Annotated in this window: 22 protein-coding genes; 8 read left to right on the forward strand and 14 right to left on the reverse strand. The window is 70.5% G+C overall.

Going from position 1 to position 19832, the window contains the following annotated elements:
- Positions 1-77: 77 nt before the first annotated feature.
- Positions 78-1124, forward strand: a complete 1047-nt coding sequence (locus tag ACWCSU_RS17180; protein ID WP_449935946.1) for a DUF2293 domain-containing protein — start codon at positions 78-80, stop codon at positions 1122-1124.
- A gap of 16 nt (positions 1125-1140) precedes the next feature.
- On the opposite strand, the gene ACWCSU_RS17185 is transcribed toward ACWCSU_RS17180, so the two are convergent.
- Positions 1141-1839 carry an inositol oxygenase family protein gene (locus tag ACWCSU_RS17185; protein WP_449935948.1) on the reverse strand — a complete coding sequence of 233 codons (699 nt, stop codon included), beginning with the start codon at positions 1837-1839 and terminating at the stop codon, positions 1141-1143.
- On the opposite strand from ACWCSU_RS17185, the gene ACWCSU_RS17190 reads away from it, so the two are divergent.
- Positions 1745-2119 carry an MmcQ/YjbR family DNA-binding protein gene (locus ACWCSU_RS17190; protein WP_357702328.1) on the forward strand — a complete coding sequence of 125 codons (375 nt, stop codon included), beginning with the start codon at positions 1745-1747 and terminating at the stop codon, positions 2117-2119. The genes ACWCSU_RS17185 and ACWCSU_RS17190 overlap by 95 nt on opposite strands.
- On the opposite strand, the gene ACWCSU_RS17195 is transcribed toward ACWCSU_RS17190, so the two are convergent.
- The 7 genes from ACWCSU_RS17195 to ACWCSU_RS17225 form a co-directional block, all read right to left on the reverse strand.
- Positions 2099-2707: a LysE family translocator gene (locus ACWCSU_RS17195; RefSeq protein WP_449935950.1), complete on the reverse strand. Its 609-nt coding sequence runs from the start codon at positions 2705-2707 to the stop codon at positions 2099-2101. The genes ACWCSU_RS17190 and ACWCSU_RS17195 overlap by 21 nt on opposite strands.
- Positions 2708-2978: 271 nt before the next feature.
- The gene (locus ACWCSU_RS17200; RefSeq protein ID WP_449935953.1) at positions 2979-4190 is read right to left on the reverse strand and encodes a serine hydrolase domain-containing protein; all 1212 of its coding nucleotides are present in this window, start codon (positions 4188-4190) and stop codon (positions 2979-2981) included.
- A 123-nt stretch (positions 4191-4313) separates the two neighbouring features.
- On the reverse strand, positions 4314-5510 hold the full coding sequence (gene kynU, locus ACWCSU_RS17205; protein WP_449935955.1) for a kynureninase: 1197 nt from the start codon (positions 5508-5510) through the stop codon (positions 4314-4316).
- A gap of 119 nt (positions 5511-5629) precedes the next feature.
- Positions 5630-6145 (reverse strand): 3-hydroxyanthranilate 3,4-dioxygenase, encoded by a 516-nt coding sequence (locus ACWCSU_RS17210; RefSeq protein WP_357702320.1) that lies wholly within the window; start codon positions 6143-6145, stop codon positions 5630-5632.
- Positions 6142-6567: a RidA family protein gene (locus ACWCSU_RS17215; RefSeq protein ID WP_357702318.1), complete on the reverse strand. Its 426-nt coding sequence runs from the start codon at positions 6565-6567 to the stop codon at positions 6142-6144. Before ACWCSU_RS17215 ends, ACWCSU_RS17210 begins: the two co-directional genes overlap by 4 nt.
- Positions 6564-7361, reverse strand: a complete 798-nt coding sequence (locus ACWCSU_RS17220) for a 2-keto-4-pentenoate hydratase (protein ID WP_357702316.1) — start codon at positions 7359-7361, stop codon at positions 6564-6566. Before ACWCSU_RS17220 ends, ACWCSU_RS17215 begins: the two co-directional genes overlap by 4 nt.
- Positions 7354-8763, reverse strand: coding sequence for an aldehyde dehydrogenase family protein (locus tag ACWCSU_RS17225; protein ID WP_357702314.1), 1410 nt, complete (start codon positions 8761-8763; stop codon positions 7354-7356). Before ACWCSU_RS17225 ends, ACWCSU_RS17220 begins: the two co-directional genes overlap by 8 nt.
- A gap of 198 nt (positions 8764-8961) precedes the next feature.
- Here ACWCSU_RS17225 and ACWCSU_RS17230 point away from each other — a divergent pair, with 198 nt between their 5' ends.
- The 3 genes from ACWCSU_RS17230 (at position 8962) to ACWCSU_RS17240 (ending at position 10764) form a co-directional block, all read left to right on the forward strand.
- Positions 8962-9504: a VanZ family protein gene (locus tag ACWCSU_RS17230; RefSeq protein ID WP_449935959.1), complete on the forward strand. Its 543-nt coding sequence runs from the start codon at positions 8962-8964 to the stop codon at positions 9502-9504.
- A 153-nt stretch (positions 9505-9657) separates the two neighbouring features.
- Positions 9658-10410 (forward strand): GntR family transcriptional regulator, encoded by a 753-nt coding sequence (locus ACWCSU_RS17235; RefSeq protein ID WP_357702310.1) that lies wholly within the window; start codon positions 9658-9660, stop codon positions 10408-10410.
- A gap of 123 nt (positions 10411-10533) precedes the next feature.
- A complete protein-coding gene (locus ACWCSU_RS17240; RefSeq protein ID WP_357702308.1) occupies positions 10534-10764 on the forward strand; it encodes a hypothetical protein in 231 nt (76 codons plus the stop codon).
- Positions 10765-10921: 157 nt separating this feature from the next.
- Here the strand turns inward: ACWCSU_RS17240 and ACWCSU_RS17245 are convergent, their stop codons facing one another.
- Positions 10922-11965 carry a hypothetical protein gene (locus ACWCSU_RS17245; RefSeq protein ID WP_449935962.1) on the reverse strand — a complete coding sequence of 348 codons (1044 nt, stop codon included), beginning with the start codon at positions 11963-11965 and terminating at the stop codon, positions 10922-10924.
- Between the two features lie 147 nt (positions 11966-12112).
- Here ACWCSU_RS17245 and ACWCSU_RS17250 point away from each other — a divergent pair, with 147 nt between their 5' ends.
- On the forward strand, positions 12113-12634 hold the full coding sequence (locus tag ACWCSU_RS17250) for a gamma carbonic anhydrase family protein (RefSeq protein WP_357702304.1): 522 nt from the start codon (positions 12113-12115) through the stop codon (positions 12632-12634).
- On the opposite strand, the gene ACWCSU_RS17255 is transcribed toward ACWCSU_RS17250, so the two are convergent.
- Entirely contained in the window at positions 12606-13508 is a 903-nt protein-coding gene (locus ACWCSU_RS17255) for a hypothetical protein (protein WP_449935965.1), read from the reverse strand. The two genes, ACWCSU_RS17250 and ACWCSU_RS17255, sit on opposite strands and share 29 nt — an antisense overlap.
- Before the next feature lie 53 nt (positions 13509-13561).
- Between ACWCSU_RS17255 and ACWCSU_RS17260 the strand changes: the two genes are divergently transcribed.
- Together ACWCSU_RS17260 and ACWCSU_RS17265 are read left to right on the forward strand one after the other, a co-directional pair.
- Positions 13562-14890, forward strand: a complete 1329-nt coding sequence (locus ACWCSU_RS17260; RefSeq protein ID WP_357702300.1) for a hypothetical protein — start codon at positions 13562-13564, stop codon at positions 14888-14890.
- Between the two features lie 214 nt (positions 14891-15104).
- Positions 15105-15266 carry a hypothetical protein gene (locus tag ACWCSU_RS17265; RefSeq protein WP_020540796.1) on the forward strand — a complete coding sequence of 54 codons (162 nt, stop codon included), beginning with the start codon at positions 15105-15107 and terminating at the stop codon, positions 15264-15266.
- 118 nt (positions 15267-15384) lie between these two features.
- Here ACWCSU_RS17265 and ACWCSU_RS17270 read toward each other — a convergent pair whose 3' ends face one another.
- The 4 genes from ACWCSU_RS17270 to ACWCSU_RS17285 all read right to left on the reverse strand — a co-directional run bounded on the left by ACWCSU_RS17270 (position 15385) and on the right by ACWCSU_RS17285 (position 19801).
- On the reverse strand, positions 15385-15666 hold the full coding sequence (locus tag ACWCSU_RS17270) for a metal-sensitive transcriptional regulator (RefSeq protein ID WP_352327377.1): 282 nt from the start codon (positions 15664-15666) through the stop codon (positions 15385-15387).
- Positions 15667-15695: 29 nt separating this feature from the next.
- The gene (locus ACWCSU_RS17275) at positions 15696-16763 is read right to left on the reverse strand and encodes a glycosyltransferase (RefSeq protein ID WP_397035693.1); all 1068 of its coding nucleotides are present in this window, start codon (positions 16761-16763) and stop codon (positions 15696-15698) included.
- Positions 16760-17554, reverse strand: a complete 795-nt coding sequence (locus tag ACWCSU_RS17280) for a hypothetical protein (RefSeq protein ID WP_357702297.1) — start codon at positions 17552-17554, stop codon at positions 16760-16762. Before ACWCSU_RS17280 ends, ACWCSU_RS17275 begins: the two co-directional genes overlap by 4 nt.
- 147 nt (positions 17555-17701) lie before the next feature.
- Positions 17702-19801 (reverse strand): (Fe-S)-binding protein, encoded by a 2100-nt coding sequence (locus ACWCSU_RS17285; protein WP_364084128.1) that lies wholly within the window; start codon positions 19799-19801, stop codon positions 17702-17704.
- Between the last annotated feature and the right edge of the window lie 31 nt (positions 19802-19832).

Genomic DNA, 19832 nt, shown 5'->3' on the forward strand with positions numbered 1-19832 from the left:
GTTACTTGCCGCAATAGCCAAAAGGAAAGCTGCGGGTCTCGCCATCTCACGACAAAGGGCGCGGGAGACTGGACCGCGTGAGCAAGCCCAACCTGGCCCGCAGGGTCGCAGCAGCAGCCGAGGTCGCGTTGACCAGCCGCCACTACGTGACGTTCATCGACGTCGTGACGGGGTTGCGCTGGCTGCACTCCCGGCACGTCGACCTCTGGCGGCAGGGCCGGGCCGGCACGCTGGCCGAGCTGGCCGCGGTCGACGAGGAGCGCCTGCTCGCCACGGCCGGGCTGCTGCGGGAATGGGCCCTGGCCAAGGGGCTCAAGCCGGTGGACACGCCGTACGTGGCCGGCACCCGCGACCGGCGCGACCTGCGCTTCACGTCCGGGCACGGGCAGGACGCCTTCCGCGTCCACTGGATCTCGCCCGACCTGAGCGAGGCCAGGGTGCGGCGGCTCACCGAACGGCAGAGCAAGGCGCCCGACCTGGTGGCGGTGGCCTCGCAGGAGCCGTGGAGGTGCGCGTCCTGCGGTGACACCGGGCCGTACCTGATCATGGAGGACGACCGGCCCCACTGCCTGAGCTGCGCCGACATGGACCACCTGGTGTTCCTGCCGTCGGGGAACGCGGCGCTGAGCCGGCGGGCCAAGCAGGAGAGCGGGCTGTCGGCGGTGGTCGTCCGGTACAACCGGCGGCGCAAGGTCTACCAGCGTCAGGGCGTCCTGGTCGAGGAGGCCGCCCTGACCGCGGCCGAGGAGCGCTGCCTGGCCGACGAGGAGGCGCGTATGCGCCGCCGGGAGCGCGACCAGGAGCGCAGGGCCGAGCAGGACGTCGGGTTCCAGGCGGCGATGGCGGCCGAGATCGCCCGGCTGTTCCCGAGCTGCCCGGCCGAGCGGGCCCACGAGATCGCCGAGCACGCCGGCCAGCGCGGCAGCGGCCGGGTGGGCAGGACGGCGGCGGCCAAGGCGCTCGACGAGAACGCCATCACACTGGCGGTGATCGCGTCGGTCCGGCATCTCGACACCGACTACGACCGCCTGCTCATGTCGGGCGTCCCCCGCATGGAGGCCCGCGACCGCATCAGGAACGCCATCGAGGCCAAACTGACGGAGTTCCGGCGACCGTCCCGGTGAGCGATCGTGGGCAGGCTCACCGGGTTCCGGCGAGCGTGTCGATGATCGGTCGCCAGGTGGTCAGTTCGGCGAGGGGTGGGCGGGTCAGGCCGACCACCTTGCCCAGGTCGTCGGCGCGGCGCAGGGCGACGGCGGCCGGGCCGTGCGGCGCGGCGGCGAAGGCGGCGGCCTCCGCGGCCGACATCGGGCCACCCTGGAGCTCCAGCGTCCGCGCCGACTCCGGCGACAAGCCGCGTCCCGGCTCCACCGTGACCAGGTAGCGCTTGGCGGGCACGTGCAGCTCGACCAGCGCGGCCACCCGGTCGCCGAGCAGCCCCCGCACCGCCGCCGCGCCGACGGCGGCGTGGCCGGCCTCGTCGCCCGGGGCCAGCAGGTGCCCGAGGTCGTGCACCAGCCCGGCCACCTGGAGCTCGCGGTCGCCGGGGTGCCGATCGCGCAGCATGGCGGCCACCTGGAGGCCGTGGTCGAGCAGCGGCACGGGGTCGCCGGTCCGGTCGGGGGCGTCCCAGGCATCCTCGCACCGGGCCAGCAGGTCCATCAGCTCGTCGACCGTCACGTCACCAGCCTCCCGCGCCGCCGGCCAGTGCCGCCAGGCGGGACTTTTCGATACCGTCCATCGCATGGACGACTGGCACACCGTACGGGAGGAGCTGCGGACCTTCGCGCTGGGCCTGCCCGAGACCCACGAGGACCATCCGTGGGGCGAGACGGTCATCAAGGTCAACAAGAAGGTCTTCCTGTTCCTCGGCCTGGACGAGCAGACGGAGAAGTGGGACCCGACGTTCGGCGTGAAGCTGCTGTCGGAGGCGCACGGCCACGCGCTGACCGTCGAGGGCGCGGCCCCCAGCGGCTACGGCCTGGGCAAGGCCGGCTGGGTGACCGTGCCGTTCCTGTCGGCGCTGCCCGAGACCGACGTGCTGCTCGACTGGGTGGAGGAGAGCTACCGGACCATCGCCCCGAAGCGGGCGGTCAAGCTACTGGACGGCGAGCCGTAGCGCGAAGGCGACCAGCAGCACCCCGGTCACCCGCTCGACCCTGGCCCGCACCCGCGGCCTGCGCAGCAGCGCGCTCACCCGGTCGATGATCACGTTGTAGAGGCTGAACCAGAGCACGTAGAGCACGGCGATGATGCCCGACAGCAGCAGGGCCCGTCCCAGGGTGTCGCCGTGGCCGGGCAGGAACTGCGGCAGCCAGGTCACGAAGAGCAGCAGCACCTTGGGGTTGAGCAGGTTCGACAGCAGCCCTCTGCGTACGTGCACGAGCGGCGAGCCGGTCGGGGGCGCGGCGGCCTCCACGACCTTGGTCCGGTTCCGGCTGGACAGCAGCGCGTGCACCCCGAGCCAGAGCAGGTAGCAGATGCCGAGGGCGCGTACCACGGTGAAGGCGGTGGGCGAGGCGACCAGCAGCGCCGACAGGCCGATCGCCGCGGCGGCGGCGTGCACGGAGAGGCCGAGCAGGCCGCCGAGCATGGTCAGCAGGCCGGCCACGCGGCCGTGCGCGAGGGAGTTGCGCATGATCAGCGCGGCGTCGGGGCCGGGAATCATGATCATGATGAGCGTCGTGACCGCGAAGGTCAGCAGCATGGCGGGGGTCTCCCGGAGCCGAGGGCGCGCTCCCGCCCGACCCGCCGGGTGTGCGGAGGTCGCACGGTCACGCGGGCGAACATCGTCAGTGCCTTGTGGGCACTGACCATGATACTGGGACCAGTTTGCCCAAACACGCCAGGGCGGCCGATAAGGGATCTCTCCGGCGAAAGCCACCCTGAGCGCCCTGACGGGCCCCTACCGGGCGAAGACCGGGGGGCCCTACCGGGCGAAGAGCGCGGGCCTCTGCTGGGCGAAGGCCGCAGGGCCCCTATTGGGCGGGGGTTGCGGGCGCCTCTTTGGCGAAGGCCGCCAGTGCGACGCCGAGGCCGCGCTCGTTCTGGCCCTGGGCCTTGGCGTCGGTGGAGTTGATCGAGTAGACCACGACGCGGCTCAGGTCGCGGGTGGCGCCGATGCCGGTGGAGCTGCCGTACCGGGCGCCGGTCTTGCCGTACGCGACGATGCCGCCGGGCAGCACCAGCTCGGTCAGGCCGGAGGTGTAGTGGGCCGGCTCGTCGTCGGTGCCGAACATGGTGACCTTCGGCACGGTGAACATCAGCTCCAGCTGCTCGGCGGGCACGAGTCCGCCGCCGAACAGCGCCTTGGCGAACTTCTCCAGGTCGGCGGTGGTGGAGATGAGGTCGCCCGAGGCCCAGGTCGAGGTGACCTCCATCTCGGTGACGTCCACGACGTACCCCTTGCCGTAGGCGAAGGAGTCGGGGAAGCCCTTCGGGACGACCTGGTAGCCGCTGTTGTGCCGGCCGTGGACCTTGACGGACGCGCCGGGGAAGTAGCTCTGGTTCATGCCGAGCGAGCGCAGGATGCGGTCGCCCACCTCCCGCTCGTACGACCTGCCGGTGACCTTCTCGATCAGCAGGCCCTCGACGAAGGTGTTGATGTTGAGATAGTGCTGCTTGGTCCCGGGGGTGAACTCGATCGGGTTGAGCACGGCCTGGCGGACGTACTCCTTCGGGGTGATCGTCTTGAAGCGGTCGGCGTAGACCCGTTCGAAGCCGCCCTCCGACTTCGGCGCGGGCAGGCCGCTGGTGTGGTTGAGCACCTGGGACAGCTTGACCGGCGGGTAGTCGGCCGGCAGCAGCCCCGGCAGGTAGTCCTGGACCGTGCGGTCGAGGGAGAGTTCGCCCTCGGCCACGAGCTGGAGCACGACCGCCGTGGTCAGCACCTTGGTCACGCTGCCCGCCCGGAACCTGGCCCCCTCCCGGGCCGGGTGCTTCCCGCGCAGGTCGGTCACCCCCGAGACGCCGCGCCACGAGCCGGCCCAGCCGCTCACCCTGACCTCGGCGGCGGTGGCGTCGGGCGCGGGCAGCCCGGCGATGCTCTTCCGCAGCGCCGTCTCGTTGATCGGCGGCACCTGCACGGTGACGGCGCTGTGGGAGCTCGCCTGAGACTGGGCCAGGGCGGGGGCGCTGACGGTCAGGGCGGCCAGAGCGAGGACGGCGGCGGCGATACGCGTGCGCTTCATGGGGGATCTCTCCAGGTCACATCGGCTTTCGATGGGACAATCCTGGCTGGCGACCCCCCGGCGGCGGATCGCCGACGACGGCGATCTTCCGGCTCGCTCTCAAGAGGGAGGGGACTCGCCCGATCAGGTGACCGCGAGCCGCCGGGCGTACTTCTCGTCCCGCCACAGCTCCTTGTCCAGCACCTCCAGCAGCGTGGCGGCCGCGTCGTAGACGTCGGTGTAGCCGATGTAGAGCGGCGCGAAGCCGAACCGCAGGACGTCCGGCGCGCGGAAGTCGCCGTGCACGCCCCGGTCGATGAGGGCCCGCATGACCGGGTAGCCGTCGGGGTGGTGGAAGCAGACCTGGCTGCCGCGCGACTCCGGCTCGGCGGGCGAGGCCAGCTTGAGCGCGTCGCCGACGAGGTCGGCGAAGAGCGAGGTCAGGGCGATGCTCTTGGCCCGCACCTGGGCCATCGGCACCCGCTCCCACACCTCCAGAGCCGCCTCCAGAGCCGCGAACGACACCACGTGCGGCGTGCTGACCGCGAACCGCCGGATGCCCTCGGCCGGGCGGTAGCCGGTCTCGAAGGCGAACGGCTCGGCGTGGCCGTGCCAGCCGGACAGCACGTTCTCGGCGTTGGCGTGGTGGCGCGGGTTGACGTAGAGGAAGGCGGGCGCGCCCGGCCCCGCGTTGAGGTACTTGTACGTGCACCCGACCGCGAAGTCGGCCTGCGACACGTCCACCTCCATGGCGCCGACGCTGTGGCACACGTCCCAGACCATGAGCGCCCCGGCCGCCTGGACCTGGGCGGTCACCGAGGGCACGTGCCGCCTGGCGCCCGTGCGGTAGTCCACCTCCGACAGCAGCACCACGGCCGCGTCGTCGAACCGGCCCTCGGCATAGTCGCGCACCTCGTAGTCGCCGAGCAGCCGGGCCAGGCCCTGGGCGATGTAGTGGTCGGTGGGGAAGTTCCGGGGGTCGGAGACGATCACCTTGCGGCCGGGGCGCAGCCGTACCGCGGCGGCCAGCGCCTGGTAGGCGGCGATCGTGGTGGTGTTGCCCACGACGACCTGGCCGGGGCCGGCCCCGATCAGCGGCGCGATCCGGTCGCCGGCGGTCAGGGGCTGGTCGTACCAGCCGGCCGCGTTCCAGCCGCCGACGAGCTGGCCGCCCCACTCGTCCACGACCGTGCGGCGCACCCGTTCCGCGGCGCGGCGGGGCATCGCGCCGAGCGAGTTGCCCACGAGGTAGACGACCCCTTCGGGCAGGACGAACTCGTCCTTGAACGGCCGCAGCGGATCGTCGGCGTCGAGGGCGAGGCAGGCGTCACGGTCCAGCACCGGTTGTGCTCCTTACGGGGGTGAGATGGTGGCAATTATCCGGTTTACACCATTCTGGTGCTGGTTGACGTACCAGTTCTGCACCGGATCGTGGGCCCCGATCTCCGTGGCCAGTACGCCTAGCCCTTGCCGGGGTGCAGAGCACCGCACCGGTCGCACGTACGGGCCTTCTCGTCAGCGTAGAACGCCTCGAAGACCGGCGGCAGGTCCTTGACGATGTCGCGCACCTGGAGCTCGACCTCGTGGACCTTGGCGCCGCACTCCATGCAGTACCACTGGAACCTCTCCAGCTCACCCTCGGGCCGGATCCGCTCCACCACCAGCCCGACGGACCCCTCCTCGGGGCGCTGCGGCGAGTGCGGCATGCGCGCGGGCAGCAGCCACATCTGCCCCTCGCGGACGTGCACGGTCTCGGGGCCGTTCTCGGTCACCACGTTGACGTGCATGTTGCCGCGTACCTGGTAGAACAGCTCCTCGTACGGGTCGACGTGGAAGTCGGTCCTGGAGTTGGGCCCGCCGACCACCATCACGATGAAGTCGCCGGCGCCCTCGAAGACCACCTTGTTGCCGACCGGCGGCTTGAGCAGATGGGCGTGCTCGTCGATCCACCTGGTGAAGTCAATGGGGGGAATCATGATCGCTCCTGTGGATGGTAGGCGACGGCCTGCATCTCGATGAGCAGGTGCGGATGCGGGAGCTGGTGCACCGCGACCGTGGTCCTGGTGGGACCCTCCTCGTCGAAGAATTCGGCGTACACCTCGTTGTAGCCCTTGAAGTCGTTCATGTTTACCAGGTACGTGGTGATCTGTACGAGATCGGCCAGCGAGCCTCCGGCGGCCTTGAGCAGGTCGCCGATGTTCTCGATGACCGCCCGCGTCTGGGCGCGGATGTCCAGGTCGGTGACGCCGTACCGGTCGGCCTGCGCGCCCGCGAAGGTGCCGTCCGGCCTGCGGGAGCTGGTGCCGGAGACGTACAGGAAGTCGCCCGCGCGTCTGACGTGCGGGAAGCGTCCCCGGGGCACGGCCTTGCCGGGGACGGTGACGGCCTCGCGGCTCATGCGCCGAACACCGCCCGCACCGATCCGAGCCCCTCGATCCGTGCCTCGAACACGTCCCCGGCCTCGACCGGCACCACCGGGCCGAGCGCGCCGGTCAGGACGACGTCCCCGGCGCGCAGCGGGTGGCCGGCGCCCGCCAGTGCGCCGGCCAGCCAGAGGGCGGCGTTCAGCGGGTTGCCCATGCACGCGGCCCCCGACCCCGAGGAGACCTCCTCGCCGTTGCGCGTCATCGTCATCGCCGCCGTGCCGAGGTCGAGCGCCGTCAGCTTCTTCGGCGTGCCGCCCAGCACGTACGCGCCGCCGGAGGCGTTGTCGGCGACCGTGTCGGCGATCGTGATGTCCCAGTCGGCGATGCGCGAGTCGGCGATCTCGATGGCGGGCAGCGCGAACTCCACCGCCCTGATCACGTCCACCAGCGTGAACGGCCCCTCGGTCAGGTCCCGGCCGAACACGAGCGCGACCTCGGCCTCGGCGCGCGGTTGCAGGAACCGCTCCACCCGGACGGGCCGGCCGTCGAGCTCGGCCATGTCGGCGAAGAGCATGCCGTAGTCGGGCTGGTCGATGCCGAACTTCTGCTGCAGCAGCGGGTTGGTGGCGCCGATCTTCCTGCCGACCAGCCGCCGGCCCTCCTCCAGCGCCCGCCGGGTGTTGATCTCCTGCACCGCGTAGGCGTCGGCCACCGTGGTGATGAGGTCCCTGAGCGGCGCGCAGGGCTTTCCGGTACGCGCGGCCTCGACGAGCCGATCGGCGGCCTGCCCCCGGGTGTCGACGGCCAGGGACCATTCGTCATGCATCGGGTTGCTCCAGTTTGATGGTGATCGTGGTGGGCTCGGAGTAGAAGTCGAGCGACTGCGTGCCGCCCTCCCTGCCGATGCCCGACAGCTTCACGCCGCCGAACGGGGTGCGCAGGTCGCGCAGGTACCAGGTGTTGACCCAGACCAGCCCCGCCTCCAGGCGCTGGGCCACGCGATGGGCGCGGTCGAGGTTGGCGGTCCAGAGGGTGGCGGCCAGGCCGTACTCGCTGCCGTTGGCCAGGTCGACGGCCTCGGCCTCGCTGTCGAAAGGAGCCACGTGGCACACGGGACCGAAGATCTCCTCTCGATTGAAACGGGACCACTCCGATAACCCTGTCATTACCGTTGGTTCCACGAAATATCCGGTATCGCGGTGATCGCCGAACGTGGGGACGCCTCCTCCTGTGAGCACCTTGGCTCCCTCCGAGCGGGCCAGGGCGTAGTAGGACAGCACCTTCTCCCGGTGTCCGGCCGAGATCATCGGCTGCAGTTCGACCTCCTGTGCCCGGGACGCGAGCCGGCCGCAGAAGTCGTCGAAGATCGTCCGCTCGACGTAGAGCCGTTCGGTGCACAGGCACACCTGGCCGCCGTTGGTGAAGACCGACTTCACCGTCCCCTCGACGGCCCGGCCGAGGTCGCAGTCCTCGAAGACCAGGCCGGCGTTCTTGCCGCCCAGCTCGAACGAGATCGGCTTGACCCGGTCGGCGGCCGTCTTCATGATCTGCGTCCCGGTGGCGGTCGAGCCGGTGAACGTCACACCGTCCACGCCCGGGTGCTCGACGAGGAGCTGGCCCGCCGGGCCGTGCCCGAAGATGATGTTGACCACGCCCGGGGGCAGGCCGGCGTCGGCGCAGATCTCGGCGAAGACCGCGGCCGAGCCGGGCGTGTGCTCCGACGGCTTGACCACCACGGTGTTGCCGGCGACCAGGGCGGGGGCGAGCTTCCACGTCATGAGCAGGAACGGCAGGTTCCACGGCACGATCACCGCGACCACGCCGAGCGGCCTGCGGACGGTGTAGCTCAGCACGCCGGCCAGGTGGAAGGCGTCGTCGGGGCGCTGGGAGGCGATCTCGGCGAAGGCGCGGAAGTTCGCGATGCCACGCGGGACGTCGAGCGTCCGGGTCTGGCCGAGCGGTTTGCCGGTGTCGGCGATCTCGGCCGTGACCAGGTCGTCGAAGCGCACCTCGATGCCCTCGGCCAGGCGGCGCAGCCAGCCGGCCCGTTCGGCCACCGGCAGCCCCGCCCAGTCGCGCGCCGCCTCCCTGGCCGCGCGCACCGCCCGGTCGACCACCTCCGGGTCGGCCTCGTGGACCTGTCTGATCACCCCGCCCGTCACCGGGTCGTGGACCGGGAACGCCTTGCCCGCCGCCACCGGCAGCCCGCCGATGAAATGGGTCAGCACAGCAGCCTCCTCTAGCCTCACTCCCCGGTATAGATCGTCGGGCGACGGTGAGACAACAGTCCGGCGGGAGCGGGAAGCGCGCCGGGCCGTCATGCCCCGGTGGCGACGGTGACACTGAGCCACCCCTCGGCCGCGTCCGGGAGGACCTGTCCGTACGGACATCTTCCGGTACCCCTCGGCTCCCGAGATGATGACCGAATGGCGCGCACATGGGAGCTGTGGGGAAATGTCGTTATTGCTGGTGTTTTAGCGCTTCCGGTGGCCCTGCTGGCCAGCATGGCGCTCGCCCGCCACCGCGCCCGCGCCGGGCATCCGGCACCGCTGCGCACCTCGCTCGCCGACGTCGGCATCGCCGTCGGGACCGCGCCCTGGATCTGGATGATCCTCACGCCGTCCACCGGCCGGGCAGGGGTCGGCCTCGTCCCGTTCGCGGACCTCGCCGATCTCGTCGGGGCGTCCTGGGAGACGGTGTTGGTGCAGGTCGGCGGCAATCTGCTGGTGTTCGCCGCGCTGGGGGCGCTGCTGCCCGTACGCACCGCCGCGATGGCCTCCTACGGCCGGGTCGCGGCCGTCGCGGCGGCCCTCTCGATCACGGTCGAGTTCCTCCAGTACGCCCTGAGACTGGGCCGGTTCTCCTCCGTGGACGACGTGATCATGAACACCGCGGGCGCGGTGCTCGCCGCGTCGGTTACTCGCCGCTGGTGGGCCCCGCGAATAGCGGCCGGGACCGTTCCACGATAACGGCCTGCATAAACGTCCTCCACTTCATCACACAGGCACGATCAGCTCAAAAGAAGCTCGGGACCAACCTCTGTATCTGTGCGATCGTGGACAAGACGGGGCAAGTTCTCTGGAGACGCCACAACCTGGTTGGTGACAGAGGGTGATCGAAACGTGTCTGAATCCCCGGTACCCCACGAGCCTCCTATTTATCGCCGCATCGCCGACGGCCTCCGCTCCCGGATCCTGTCCGGCGAACTGCGCGACGGGGACCGCCTACCGGGCGAGAACGCGCTCATGGCCGACTACGCAGTCGCACGCGCCACCGCCAGGCAGGCGCTTGCCGTACTGATCAACGAAGGGCTGGCGGTGCCCAAACGAGGCTCGGGGGTCTACGTGCGCCTGTTCAAACCGATCCGCAGGCACGGCTCGCGCCGCCTGTCACGAGAGCAGTGGGGTCAGGGGCGTGCCATCTGGGACGCCGACACCCGGGGCCGTCCGTTCACCGTGGACCAGGTGGAGGTGGTGCTGGAGCGCGCCCCGGAGGAGGTGGCGGACGTCCTGGAGAGCGGCGAGGTATGGGTTCGTCGGCGTCGCTACTCGGTGGACGGCCGGCCCGTGCAGCTGGCGACCTCCTCCTTCCCCGCCCGGCTGGTCCAGGGCAGCGCCATCACGCTGCCCGACAGCGGACCGGGCGGCGTCTACGCCAGGCTCGGCGACCTGGGCCTGCCCCCGGCCCACTTCACCGAGGAGGTACGTGCCCGCATGCCCGGCCCCCGCGAGACCGGGCTGCTCGACCTGCCCGGCGGCACCCCCGTCATCGTCATCGCGCGCACCGCGTACACGGCGGGCGGCCTGCCCGTCGAGCTCAACGAGATGGTCCTGGACTCGGCGGCGTACGTACTCCAGTACGACTTCGACGCCTAGTTCACGATCTGTCAAGCGATAGGTGGACCTGTCCACCCCGATCATTGAATTCTCTAGAGAAGTCCCTCATCTTCTAAGGAGATGGAACCGTTCAGGAGCGTGGGGCCCGGGAGAGGTGTGCAGATGTCCGTCGACCGGCATCTTGCCGAAATCGCCCGGGAGTACCCCAAGTGGACCATCTGGCGGAGCGACGCGGGCCGCTGGTGGGCCACCCGGCACCATCCGCTCGACGCGGCGCAGCGCGAGGCCGGATGTGCGACGACCATCGACGCCGACGACCCGGACGGTCTGCGCGACCAGCTCCGGGACCAGGAGGAGCGGACCGGCCGGCGGGCCGGCCCCGCCCCTCCCTGACGCGGGCCGTGGAGCGTTCCCCGGCCCGCACACGAGCAGCCCGGTGCCGGGTCCAGCGTCTCGGCGGCCCCGGTACCGGGCCACCAACGGGGCCACGTACGCGGAAGTCTCCGACCCTATCGGGGGCGGGGGCTTCCGCTCCCCGCCCCCTCACCTTCTACGAGTGGTACTCGCCCAGCCGCAGGATGTGCACGTCGGTGTCGTCGGAGACGCCCTCCTTCGGCTTCTCCTCCTCCTCTTCGACGATGACCCGCACGTCGTCCTGGACGGAGAACTGCGGGACCGGCTGCGGCGCGGCCTCGATGGCGGGCTCGGGCGTGCGCGCCGGCACGGCCGCGGGCTGCTGGGCGGCCGGCACGGGCGGCACGGGCGGCAGCGCCGACTCCGGCACGAGCTGCCCGGCCCCCGCCTCGGTGCGCATGAGGTCGCCGAGCACCGAGCCGATCTCGGTCAGCCGCCGCACGACCTCGGTGTGGGTGTTGGTCAGGTACTCCACCCGGCGGCCGGCGTGCTCGTCGAGCGAGGCGGTGCGCTGACGCGCCGCGGCCAGCATCGACTCGGCCTCCGCGTGCGCCCCCGACAGCAGCTGCTCGGCCTGCCCGTTGGCCGTCGCCATGACGCGCTCCGCCTCGGCGTGCGCGCCGCCGAGAACGCGCTCGGCCTCGGCGTGCGTCTCGCGCAGCAGGCCCTCGGCCTCGGCGCGGGCCGACCCAAGCTGCTCCTCCGCGTCGGCGCCCGCCTGGGCCAGCATGCGCTCGGCCGCCTGCGTGGCCTCGGCCACCCGCCGCTCGGCCTCCGCCTGAGCCGAGGTCAGCATCTTGTCGGACGTCTCGCGCGAGGTCGTCACCAGCCGCTCGGCCTCCGCCCTGGCGCTCTCCCGCACGGCGGTCGCCTCGGCCTCCGCGTCCGCGCGCTTGGCCGCGGCCTCCTCCTCGCCCAGCTTGAGGATCTGCGCGAGCCTCGGGCTGAGGTCCTCGTAGCTCTGGGGCGCCTCGACCATCCGCCGCCTGGCCTCCGCCAGCTCGACCCGGCCCTGCTCCGCCTGGTCGATCGCCCGTGCCAGCCGCTCTTCCAGATCCCGGATCTGGTTCCGGGTACGGATCATGTAGTCGTGCACCTGACGGCGGTTGTAGCCGCGCATCACGACTTCGAAGGTGTCCTCTTGCATCAGATCGGGAATGCTCTCGTGCTGGTTTGTCATGGGGGTTACCTAAGGGTTTGCGTGAGGCGGGGGAAAACTGCGAGTTGTGAGGGTCTGACGACGAGACGTCAGGAAACGACTTTCCTGCCATCTGCCCACGTCCGCAACCGGAACGCCACACCTGAGGCGGGAATTACGATTGGACGAATGTACATAGCAGCGTTGGACAACGGGGCGGTGCCGGACCTCCATCCGGAGGCGTACATCGCGCCCGGCGCCGTCGTGGTCGGAAGCGTGCGGGTGGGCCGGGCGTCCAGCATCTGGTACGGCTCCGTTCTCCGAGGGGACGACGAGCGGATCGAGATCGGCGAAGAGTGCAACGTACAGGATCTGTGCTGCCTGCACGCCGACGCGGGCCAGCCGGCGATCCTTGAGGACCGGGTCAGCCTGGGCCACAAGGCCATGGTCCACGGCGCGCACGTCGAGACCGGCGCGCTGGTCGGCATCGGCGCGATCGTGCTGGGCGGCGCCCGGGTGGGCGCGGGCACGCTGGTGGCGGCCGGCGCGCTGGTGGGCCCGGGCAAGAAGATCCCGTCCGGGGTGCTGGTGGCCGGCGTGCCCGGCAGGATCGTGCGCGAGCTCACCGACGACGACCGGGCCTCCTTCGCCCGCACGCCGGACAACTACATGGCCAAGGCGATCAGGCACCGGCAGGCGTCAGCAGTTTGATCAGGACCTGGTCCGACACCGAGGCGGTGTTGAGCGGGTCTGCGTAGTCCGGCAGCTCGGGGCGGAGGAAGCGGACGAAGTCGACGGTCAGCTTGAGGTCGGGGGTGCCCTTGATCTGCTTGGCGTTGGCCTTGGCGGCGTCCTTCTTGAGCGCGCCGTAGCTGTCCCAGTCGGTGTAGGCGGTGACACCCCATTGCAGCACCTCGGGGAGGTTCGAGGGCCAGCGCCTGGCCACCTTCCAGGCGCCGCCGTCCTCCTTGTAGAGCGCGACGGCGACCCGGCCCAGCCTGGCCAGCACGAGGTCCACCCAGCCGCTCTTGACCGGCGTCTCCAGCGGCTTGGAGCTGCCGTCCAGGGTGAACTTGGCCTCGACCTGCCCGGCCGCGTCGGCGGTGCCGGTGGTGACGGACATCCAGTTGGGCTTGTCGTACGTGCCGGGCTGGCGGGCCATGAGCCCGCCGAGCGAGAACTTGCGCGCGGGCCTGCCGCCCTTCGCGCCGGTGACCTTGACCCGGGCGTGCATGACGATGTCCCCGGCCAGCTCCTGGTAGACGAACGGGCCGCGGAAGCCGTCGTACCAGGTGGAGGTCTTGGGCTCCAGGTAGAGGGCGCCCTTGGCGGTCTTGTTCACGTCGAGCTTGGCGATCCTGTCGACGTCCTTCTCGGTGTCGCTCAGCTTGCTCCACACGGCCAGCTCCGCGGCGTCGGCGAACTCGCCGGAGGCCGACCCGACCTCGCCGCCGGGCGCGGGCGCCTGGGCGTTCTGGACGGTCAGCACGCCGGGACCGGTGGGGGTGGGCGGGGCCTCGGCCGCGAGTCCGCAGCCGCTCACCACTCCAGCCACCGCCAACACCCCTGCCACCTTTGCCCTCATAGCGGACATTCTGCCGTGAAATGCCGACAGGTAGAGTCCGGCAGGCCAGTACGATGACGGCCGTGCGCCCCTGGGATGCGTTCACCTCGACAGAGGCGGAGGTCCGCGCGATGGTCGCGGACCCGCGCTGGCAGGGCCTGTCCGTGCCCGACCGCGCGCACGTCCTGGCAGCTCGGGTCCTGGTGACCCCCGACGGCGACCGCTGGCTCCACGGCGCGTACGCGCGCTGGCACCTGCACGACCCCGGCGACGGCCGCTGGCATCCCGCGCCGCCTCCCAGGGGCGAACGGGCGCGCAAGGTGGGGCACGTCACAGCGGCATTGCCGGACGAGGTGGTGCCCACCGGGCCCGACTTCGCCGCCGAGCCCGGCTCGACCCAGGCGTTCATCGGCCCCGACGTGCCGCGGGCGGTGACCGAGCAGATCGCCGAGACGGTCCGCGGCGCCGGCCGCAAGTCGGAGCTCGACTACCCGCTGACCGCCTTCGGCGAGATCTTCGCCGCCGACGTGCCGAGCACGGTCGCCGCCGTCTGGGGGACGATCATGTGGTGCGCGTACGCGCCGGCCTTCGACGGCAACGAGCGCCTGATCACGCTCTTCGGCGAGTACCTGCGCCGCTCGCTGCCCGGCGACGAATGGGTGCGCTGGCTGCCCGCGCCGCCGCTGCTCGACCTCGTCACGCTGGTGTCCGAGCGCACCCGTGCCGGCCGCCCGCGGGCCGCGCTCCGGCTGGCCGCGCTGATCGCCGACACGGCCCAGGTGCTGCTGTCCGACATCCGGTTCAGGCCGCGGGCGCTGGCGCTGCTCACGATGGTGGAGCCGACGCTGCGCCGGCCCGGCCGCGACGACGCCGCGGCCGCTCGGGGCGACGACGCCGTACGCCGGGCCTGGCTGGACCGTTGCCCGCCGCGGCTGGCCCTGGCCCTGCTGCCGGAGACCGATCCCGGCGCCTGCTTCGCCCACTCGGTGTACGACCTGGTCGAGGCGCTGAGCTTCGTGGGCGACGCGTCGGGGGCGGCGGCGGCGTACCTGGCCGATCTGTCCGACTCCAGGAGGATGTTGCCCGAGCGGCTGAACCACCGGCTGCGGCGGGCGTACGGGGAGTTGGAGCGTGCCGGGTTGACGGGCACCTCGGCGGCCGAGCGCACCGAGCCGGAGGGCTTCGCCGTACGTCCGGGCGGCGAGCCCGTGCCGCAGGCGGCGGTGGTGACGCCGCCGGACCGGGAGAGCAAGGCGGCCGTGCTGGGCGCGGCGTACGCCACGTGCCTGGCGTGGAGCCGGCTGACGGGGGCCAAGGTGCCGCAGCACGGCCTGGCCGGCCAGAGCGCGCTGGTCCGCGAGCTGATCCACGAACGCGACGATCACCACATCGGTCACACGTAACCCACTATTACCGTAATTTCACCCTTACTACGCCCATATCCCCGTATCACTTCAGTCACCGGGCAATTCGCTGAATTGTGATCTCGACTTCGGGAAATGATCCCTGTGGGGCCCCCGTGACGCCGAAAGGAATGACTCCGATGGGCCATGTCGCAGGAAGGGCGCTCGCCGTAACCTCGTAGAGGGTGTGGGCTGCGGAAGGAAGGACGACGCGGTGGGGCACGACGACCTGGACTCTCGGGTCCACGACCGTGTCGCGTTGGACGAGATTGCGCTCTACGCCGAGGTGCTCACCGCCGTCGCTGTCAGCGAGCGGCGGCTGACCTTGGACGAACTCGACGACGCGCTCGGATTGCGGACTTCGGCGAGTCGCTGAAGACCATCGAAAATTACCTGTCCCGGGCTCCGATGGGGTCCGGGACAGTCGTTCCCGGGGATTCCAGGTAACTAGTCAATCGAGGGTGTCTCTCTCCTACGTATGGAGGAGGACGGCCCTATGACTTGACCAGGCGGGCGATGGCGGCCGACGCCTCCTTCACCTTCGCCTCGGCCTCCGGGCCGCCCGTGTTGATCGCGTCGGCGACGCAGTGGGAGATGTGCTCCTCCAGCAGCCCGAGCGCCACGGCCTGAAGGGCCCGCGTGGCCGCGGAGACCTGGGTGAGCACGTCGATGCAGTAGGCATCGTCGTCGACCATGCGCTGCAGGCCCCTGATCTGGCCCTCGATTCGCCGGAGGCGCGTCAGATATGCCTGCTTGTCTCCGCTGTACCCATGCATGCTTCTACGGTACCCGTAACCCGTATGAGCTAGCGGAGATCTGAGAGCAGCTTCTCCCACTGTTCGGCGACTTCCTCGGCCGAATGGCGTACGGCGGTGTCCAGAGCACCGGCCGCGAGCGAGCGACGGCGGCGCTCGTCGTCGATGAGCGCGAGCAGCGCGCCCGCGAAGTGCTGCGCCTCGCTCTCGCTCTCGGGCACCAGCACACCGTTGTAGCCGGTCGCCACGAACTCCCTGGGGCCCCTCGCGCCCTCGAAGGCCACCACCGGCACCCCGCACCCCATGGCCTCCAGCACGGTCATGCCCAGGTCTTCGCTGCGGGAGGGGTTGGCCACGATCGACGCCTTGGCGAACTCCCCCGCCAGGTCGGGCGTGACGCCCATGAAGTAGACGTGGTTGTGCAGGTCGAGCTCGCCCACCAGCGACCGCAGCCGCCGCTCCTCGGGGCCGCCGCCGTACAGGCGCAGCCGCCAGTCGGGACGTTTGTCCGCCACGATCGCGAACGCCCTGATCAGCCGGTCGTACGCCTTGACCGACACCCACCTGCCCCCGGCCGCCACGATCCGGTTGTCCATCCGCGAGCGCGGCCACGGGCCACCCGGCAGCGCGTCCGGCACGGAGTGGACGGCGAGCCCGCCGCCGAGCAGCCTGACCCATTCCTCCTGGGCCGACTCCGTGGCCGTCACGACCGCGTCGAGGCGCGGGTAGAGCCGCTGCACCGGCCCGGGGACGGCGGGCCGCCCCCACTCTCTGGCGATCTTGAGGGTTTCACGTGGAGCATGCCGCGCCACCTGGACGCCGATGCCCGGCCTGGTGGTGATCACCACGTCGGCCCTGAGCCCGCGCAACATCCGCCAGAGCGCCATCTCGGTGCGCATCTGGCCGCGCGGCAGCAGGTGGCGCACCCCGGGACGGGCGTCGACCACGCTGCGCATGGCCACCTTGGCGCCGATGGGGAAGAACGGCTTCTCCTTCTGCCGCCTGACGCTGACGACCTCGACCTCGTGCCGCTCGGACAGGGCGGTGGCGAGGTTGAGCATCGCGCGCACGTCGCCGCGCATCCCGTACGCCGAGGCGAGGACCAGGCTGACCTTCATCCGCCCACCTCGATGCGCAGCTCGTCGTCGGCGGTGTAACTGGGCCGGACGGGCACGCCGTCGATCTCGGCCGACGGATAGTGCAGCCGTCTGCGTTTGCCGTCGACGTCGTCGAGCCAGGCACCCAGCCGCAGCGGCGTGGGCACGCCCTCGACCTCCAGCGCGGGCTCCCACGTGCCGGCCGTGTCGGGATCGGCCTCGACCACGTTCACCAGCGACACCGCCGCGTGGAAACGCACGCCCTGGACGGTGGCGGTGGACGACACCCGTTCCCTGGTCGGCCTGCGGTCGAGGGTGAGCGTGGCCTCGCGGCGCGCGTCGTCGTCCTCCAGCCCGGTGTACGCCAGCAGCCCCGTCACCTCGAACCGGCCCTCCCTGAACCAGATCGCCCGCACCTCGGCCACCGGCGTGGCGTCGGCTATCTTCAGGGCCAGAAACCCGTTCCGCGTCCGGTACGACCGGTAGGCCAGCGTCCGGCGGCACAGCGCGTACGCGTCGAGGTGGTCGAGCGAGAACCCGGGATCGACGCTGCGCAGTCTGCTGCGGCCGCCCTCGTGCCGCAGGTAGGCGTCCCATCGGCCGGCGGTCAGCTCCAGCGGCGCGAGCGAGACGGCCAGCGTGGCCTCCCGCGTCCGGCTTCCCGTCCGGCCCAGACGCACGTCGCGCTCGACCCCCGTGGCGCGATGGCGCAGGACGAGCTCGGTGCCGTCACCCAGGGGCTCGTCGATGGCGAGTCGCAGGGAGAGCACGTCGGCCAGGGTGACTTCGGCGTCCGTGACCACGACGCGCATCACTAGCCCCCTCCCCGTCGAATAAGGCCATGCGACGTTGAGGTTACCGTGATTTTCCCGTTATGTGGATGGGAGATTTCCTTGGCATGGCCTCGTGACGTGCGGAACTCCTCTACAGAGCCTGTAGAGGAGTCCGACTTTTCGAGGTCAGGAAGCGCCCTTGACAGATTTGATCAAGAGCTGCGCGACGTCCACGACTTCCAGCGTTTCCTTGGCCTCGCCGTTGTTCTTCTTCTCGTTGATCGCGTCACCGAGCATCACCATGCAGAACGGGCACGCGGTCGAGACGGTGTCGGGATTCGTGGTCAGCGCCTCGTCGACCCGCTCGGTGTTGATGCGCTTGCCGATGCGCTCCTCCATCCACATGCGCGCGCCGCCCGCGCCGCAGCAGAAGCCGCGGTCCTTGTGGCGGTGCATCTCCTGGGTCTGCACGCCGGGCACCTTCGACATGATGTCGCGGGGCTGGGAGTAGACCTTGTTGTGGCGGCCGAGGAAGCACGGGTCGTGATAGGTGATCTTCTCCTCGATCGGCGTGACCGGGGTGAGCAGACCCTCGTCCACCAGCTTCGACAGCAACTGCGTGTGGTGCACGACCTCGTAGGTGCCGCCGAGCTGCGGGTACTCGTTGGCCAGCGTGTTGAAGCAGTGGGGACAGGTCGCGACGATCTTCTTGACGCCGGCCTCGTTGAGCGTCTCGATGTTCTGCTGGGCGAGCATGTTGAACAGGTACTCCATGCCCAGGCGGCGGGCCGGGTCGCCGGTGCACGCCTCCATCGGGCCGAGCACCGCGAACTTCACGCCCGCGATGTGCAGCAGCTCGGCGACCGCCTTGGTGGTCTTCTTGGCGCGGTCCTCAAGGGCGCCCGCGCAGCCCACCCAGAACAGGTACTCGGCGTCCTCGGGCATCTTCTCGTCGACCAGCTCGACCTCGAAGTCGAGCTCCTCGATCCAGTCGGCCCGCTTCATCTCGGACATGCCCCACGGGTTGCCCTTGTTCTCCAGGTTCTTCACCATCACCCCCGCCTCGGACGGGAACGACGACTCCACCATGACCTGGTAGCGGCGCATGTCGAGGATGTGGTCGATGTGCTCGATGTCCACCGGGCACTGCTCGACGCACGCGCCGCAGTTGGTGCACGACCACAGCACGTCGGGGTGGATGACGCCGTCCTCGCCGACGAGCGGCTTCTCCAGCAGCGCGAGCACGTCGGTGCCGGCGTGCTCGTTGCTCGCGGCCATCAGGTACGGGGCCACCTTGAAGGCGTGGTCGCGCTGGTCGAGGATGAGCATCTTCGGCGAGAGCGGCTTGTCGGTGTTCCAGGCCGGACACTGCGACTGGCAGCGGCCGCACTCGGTGCAGGAGTAGAAGTCGAGGAAGCCCTTCCAGGTGGTGTCGCCGATCTTGCCGCGGCCCAGGCGTTCGGCGTCGAGCTCCTCGTCCTCGAAGTCGACGAGCTTGCCGTCGACGCGCAGCTCCGAGGCGGCGCCGAGGCCGTTGGGACGCCGGGAGAAGAGCACGTTGAGCGGCGCGGTGAAGATGTGCAGGTGCTTGGAGTTCACCACGATGACCAGGAACACCAGCATGAAGCCGATGTGCAGGAGCAGCGCGATCTCCTCCAGCAGCGGGCTCGCCGGCAGCGCGTCGCCGAGCGCCAGGGAGACGAAGGCGCCGGAGGAGTAGGGGAAGTTGCCGTTGGCCGCCGAGGCGCCGCGGGCCAGGAACAGCGTCCAGATGATGTTGAAGATCATGAACAGGACGAGCCACGCGCCGCCGAGGTGCGAGCCGGAGAAACGCGACTTGCGGCCCAGCGTCTTGGGCGAGTTCTTGACCCGGATGATCGCGAAGGCGACCAGCCCGAGCAGACACGCGACCGCGATGAAGTCCTGGAGGAAGCCGAGCACGCCCCAGGTCCCGATGAGCGGGATGTGGAAGTCGGGCTCACCGGTGATCGCGCCCTGGATGATCGCGCCGTACGCCTCGATGTAGACGGTCAGCAGGATGAAGAACGCCCACATGACGAAGAAGTGGGCGATGCCCGAAGGCGTCCACTTCAGCAGCTTCTTCTGGCCGAAGACCTCGACGAGCTGGGCCTTGAGCTCATCGGCGGCGTGCTCCTTGGCGTACTCGACGCGTTCGGGCGCAGGCGGCCCCGAGGTCGCCAGCTTGAACAGGAACAACACCCTGCGGCCGGCGACGGCCACCGCCAGGACGGTCATGACCAGCCCGATGATCGCTACCCAGAGCACGGGGTCCTCCCACAGACGACGATGGCTGCCA

The organism is Nonomuraea sp. NPDC001699 (assembly GCF_053596455.1).

What these genes read in the sequence shown, in the direction of transcription:
- ACWCSU_RS17190 (WP_357702328.1), top strand. Translation starts at nt 1,745, where the DNA reads ATGGACGACTGGCACACCGTACGGGAGGAGCTGCGGACCTTCGCGCTG.
- ACWCSU_RS17185 (WP_449935948.1), bottom strand. Translation starts at nt 1,839, where the DNA reads ATGACCGTCTCGCCCCACGGATGGTCCTCGTGGGTCTCGGGCAGGCCC.
- ACWCSU_RS17195 (WP_449935950.1), bottom strand. Translation starts at nt 2,707, where the DNA reads ATGCTGCTGACCTTCGCGGTCACGACGCTCATCATGATCATGATTCCC.
- ACWCSU_RS17200 (WP_449935953.1), bottom strand. Translation starts at nt 4,190, where the DNA reads ATGAAGCGCACGCGTATCGCCGCCGCCGTCCTCGCTCTGGCCGCCCTG.
- ACWCSU_RS17210 (WP_357702320.1), bottom strand. Translation starts at nt 6,145, where the DNA reads ATGATTCCCCCCATTGACTTCACCAGGTGGATCGACGAGCACGCCCAT.
- ACWCSU_RS17215 (WP_357702318.1), bottom strand. Translation starts at nt 6,567, where the DNA reads ATGAGCCGCGAGGCCGTCACCGTCCCCGGCAAGGCCGTGCCCCGGGGA.
- ACWCSU_RS17220 (WP_357702316.1), bottom strand. Translation starts at nt 7,361, where the DNA reads ATGCATGACGAATGGTCCCTGGCCGTCGACACCCGGGGGCAGGCCGCC.
- ACWCSU_RS17230 (WP_449935959.1), top strand. Translation starts at nt 8,962, where the DNA reads ATGGCGCGCACATGGGAGCTGTGGGGAAATGTCGTTATTGCTGGTGTT.
- ACWCSU_RS17240 (WP_357702308.1), top strand. Translation starts at nt 10,534, where the DNA reads ATGTCCGTCGACCGGCATCTTGCCGAAATCGCCCGGGAGTACCCCAAG.
- ACWCSU_RS17245 (WP_449935962.1), bottom strand. Translation starts at nt 11,965, where the DNA reads ATGACAAACCAGCACGAGAGCATTCCCGATCTGATGCAAGAGGACACC.
- ACWCSU_RS17250 (WP_357702304.1), top strand. Translation starts at nt 12,113, where the DNA reads ATGTACATAGCAGCGTTGGACAACGGGGCGGTGCCGGACCTCCATCCG.
- ACWCSU_RS17255 (WP_449935965.1), bottom strand. Translation starts at nt 13,508, where the DNA reads ATGAGGGCAAAGGTGGCAGGGGTGTTGGCGGTGGCTGGAGTGGTGAGC.
- ACWCSU_RS17260 (WP_357702300.1), top strand. Translation starts at nt 13,562, where the DNA reads ATGACGGCCGTGCGCCCCTGGGATGCGTTCACCTCGACAGAGGCGGAG.
- ACWCSU_RS17270 (WP_352327377.1), bottom strand. Translation starts at nt 15,666, where the DNA reads ATGCATGGGTACAGCGGAGACAAGCAGGCATATCTGACGCGCCTCCGG.
- ACWCSU_RS17275 (WP_397035693.1), bottom strand. Translation starts at nt 16,763, where the DNA reads ATGAAGGTCAGCCTGGTCCTCGCCTCGGCGTACGGGATGCGCGGCGAC.
- ACWCSU_RS17280 (WP_357702297.1), bottom strand. Translation starts at nt 17,554, where the DNA reads ATGCGCGTCGTGGTCACGGACGCCGAAGTCACCCTGGCCGACGTGCTC.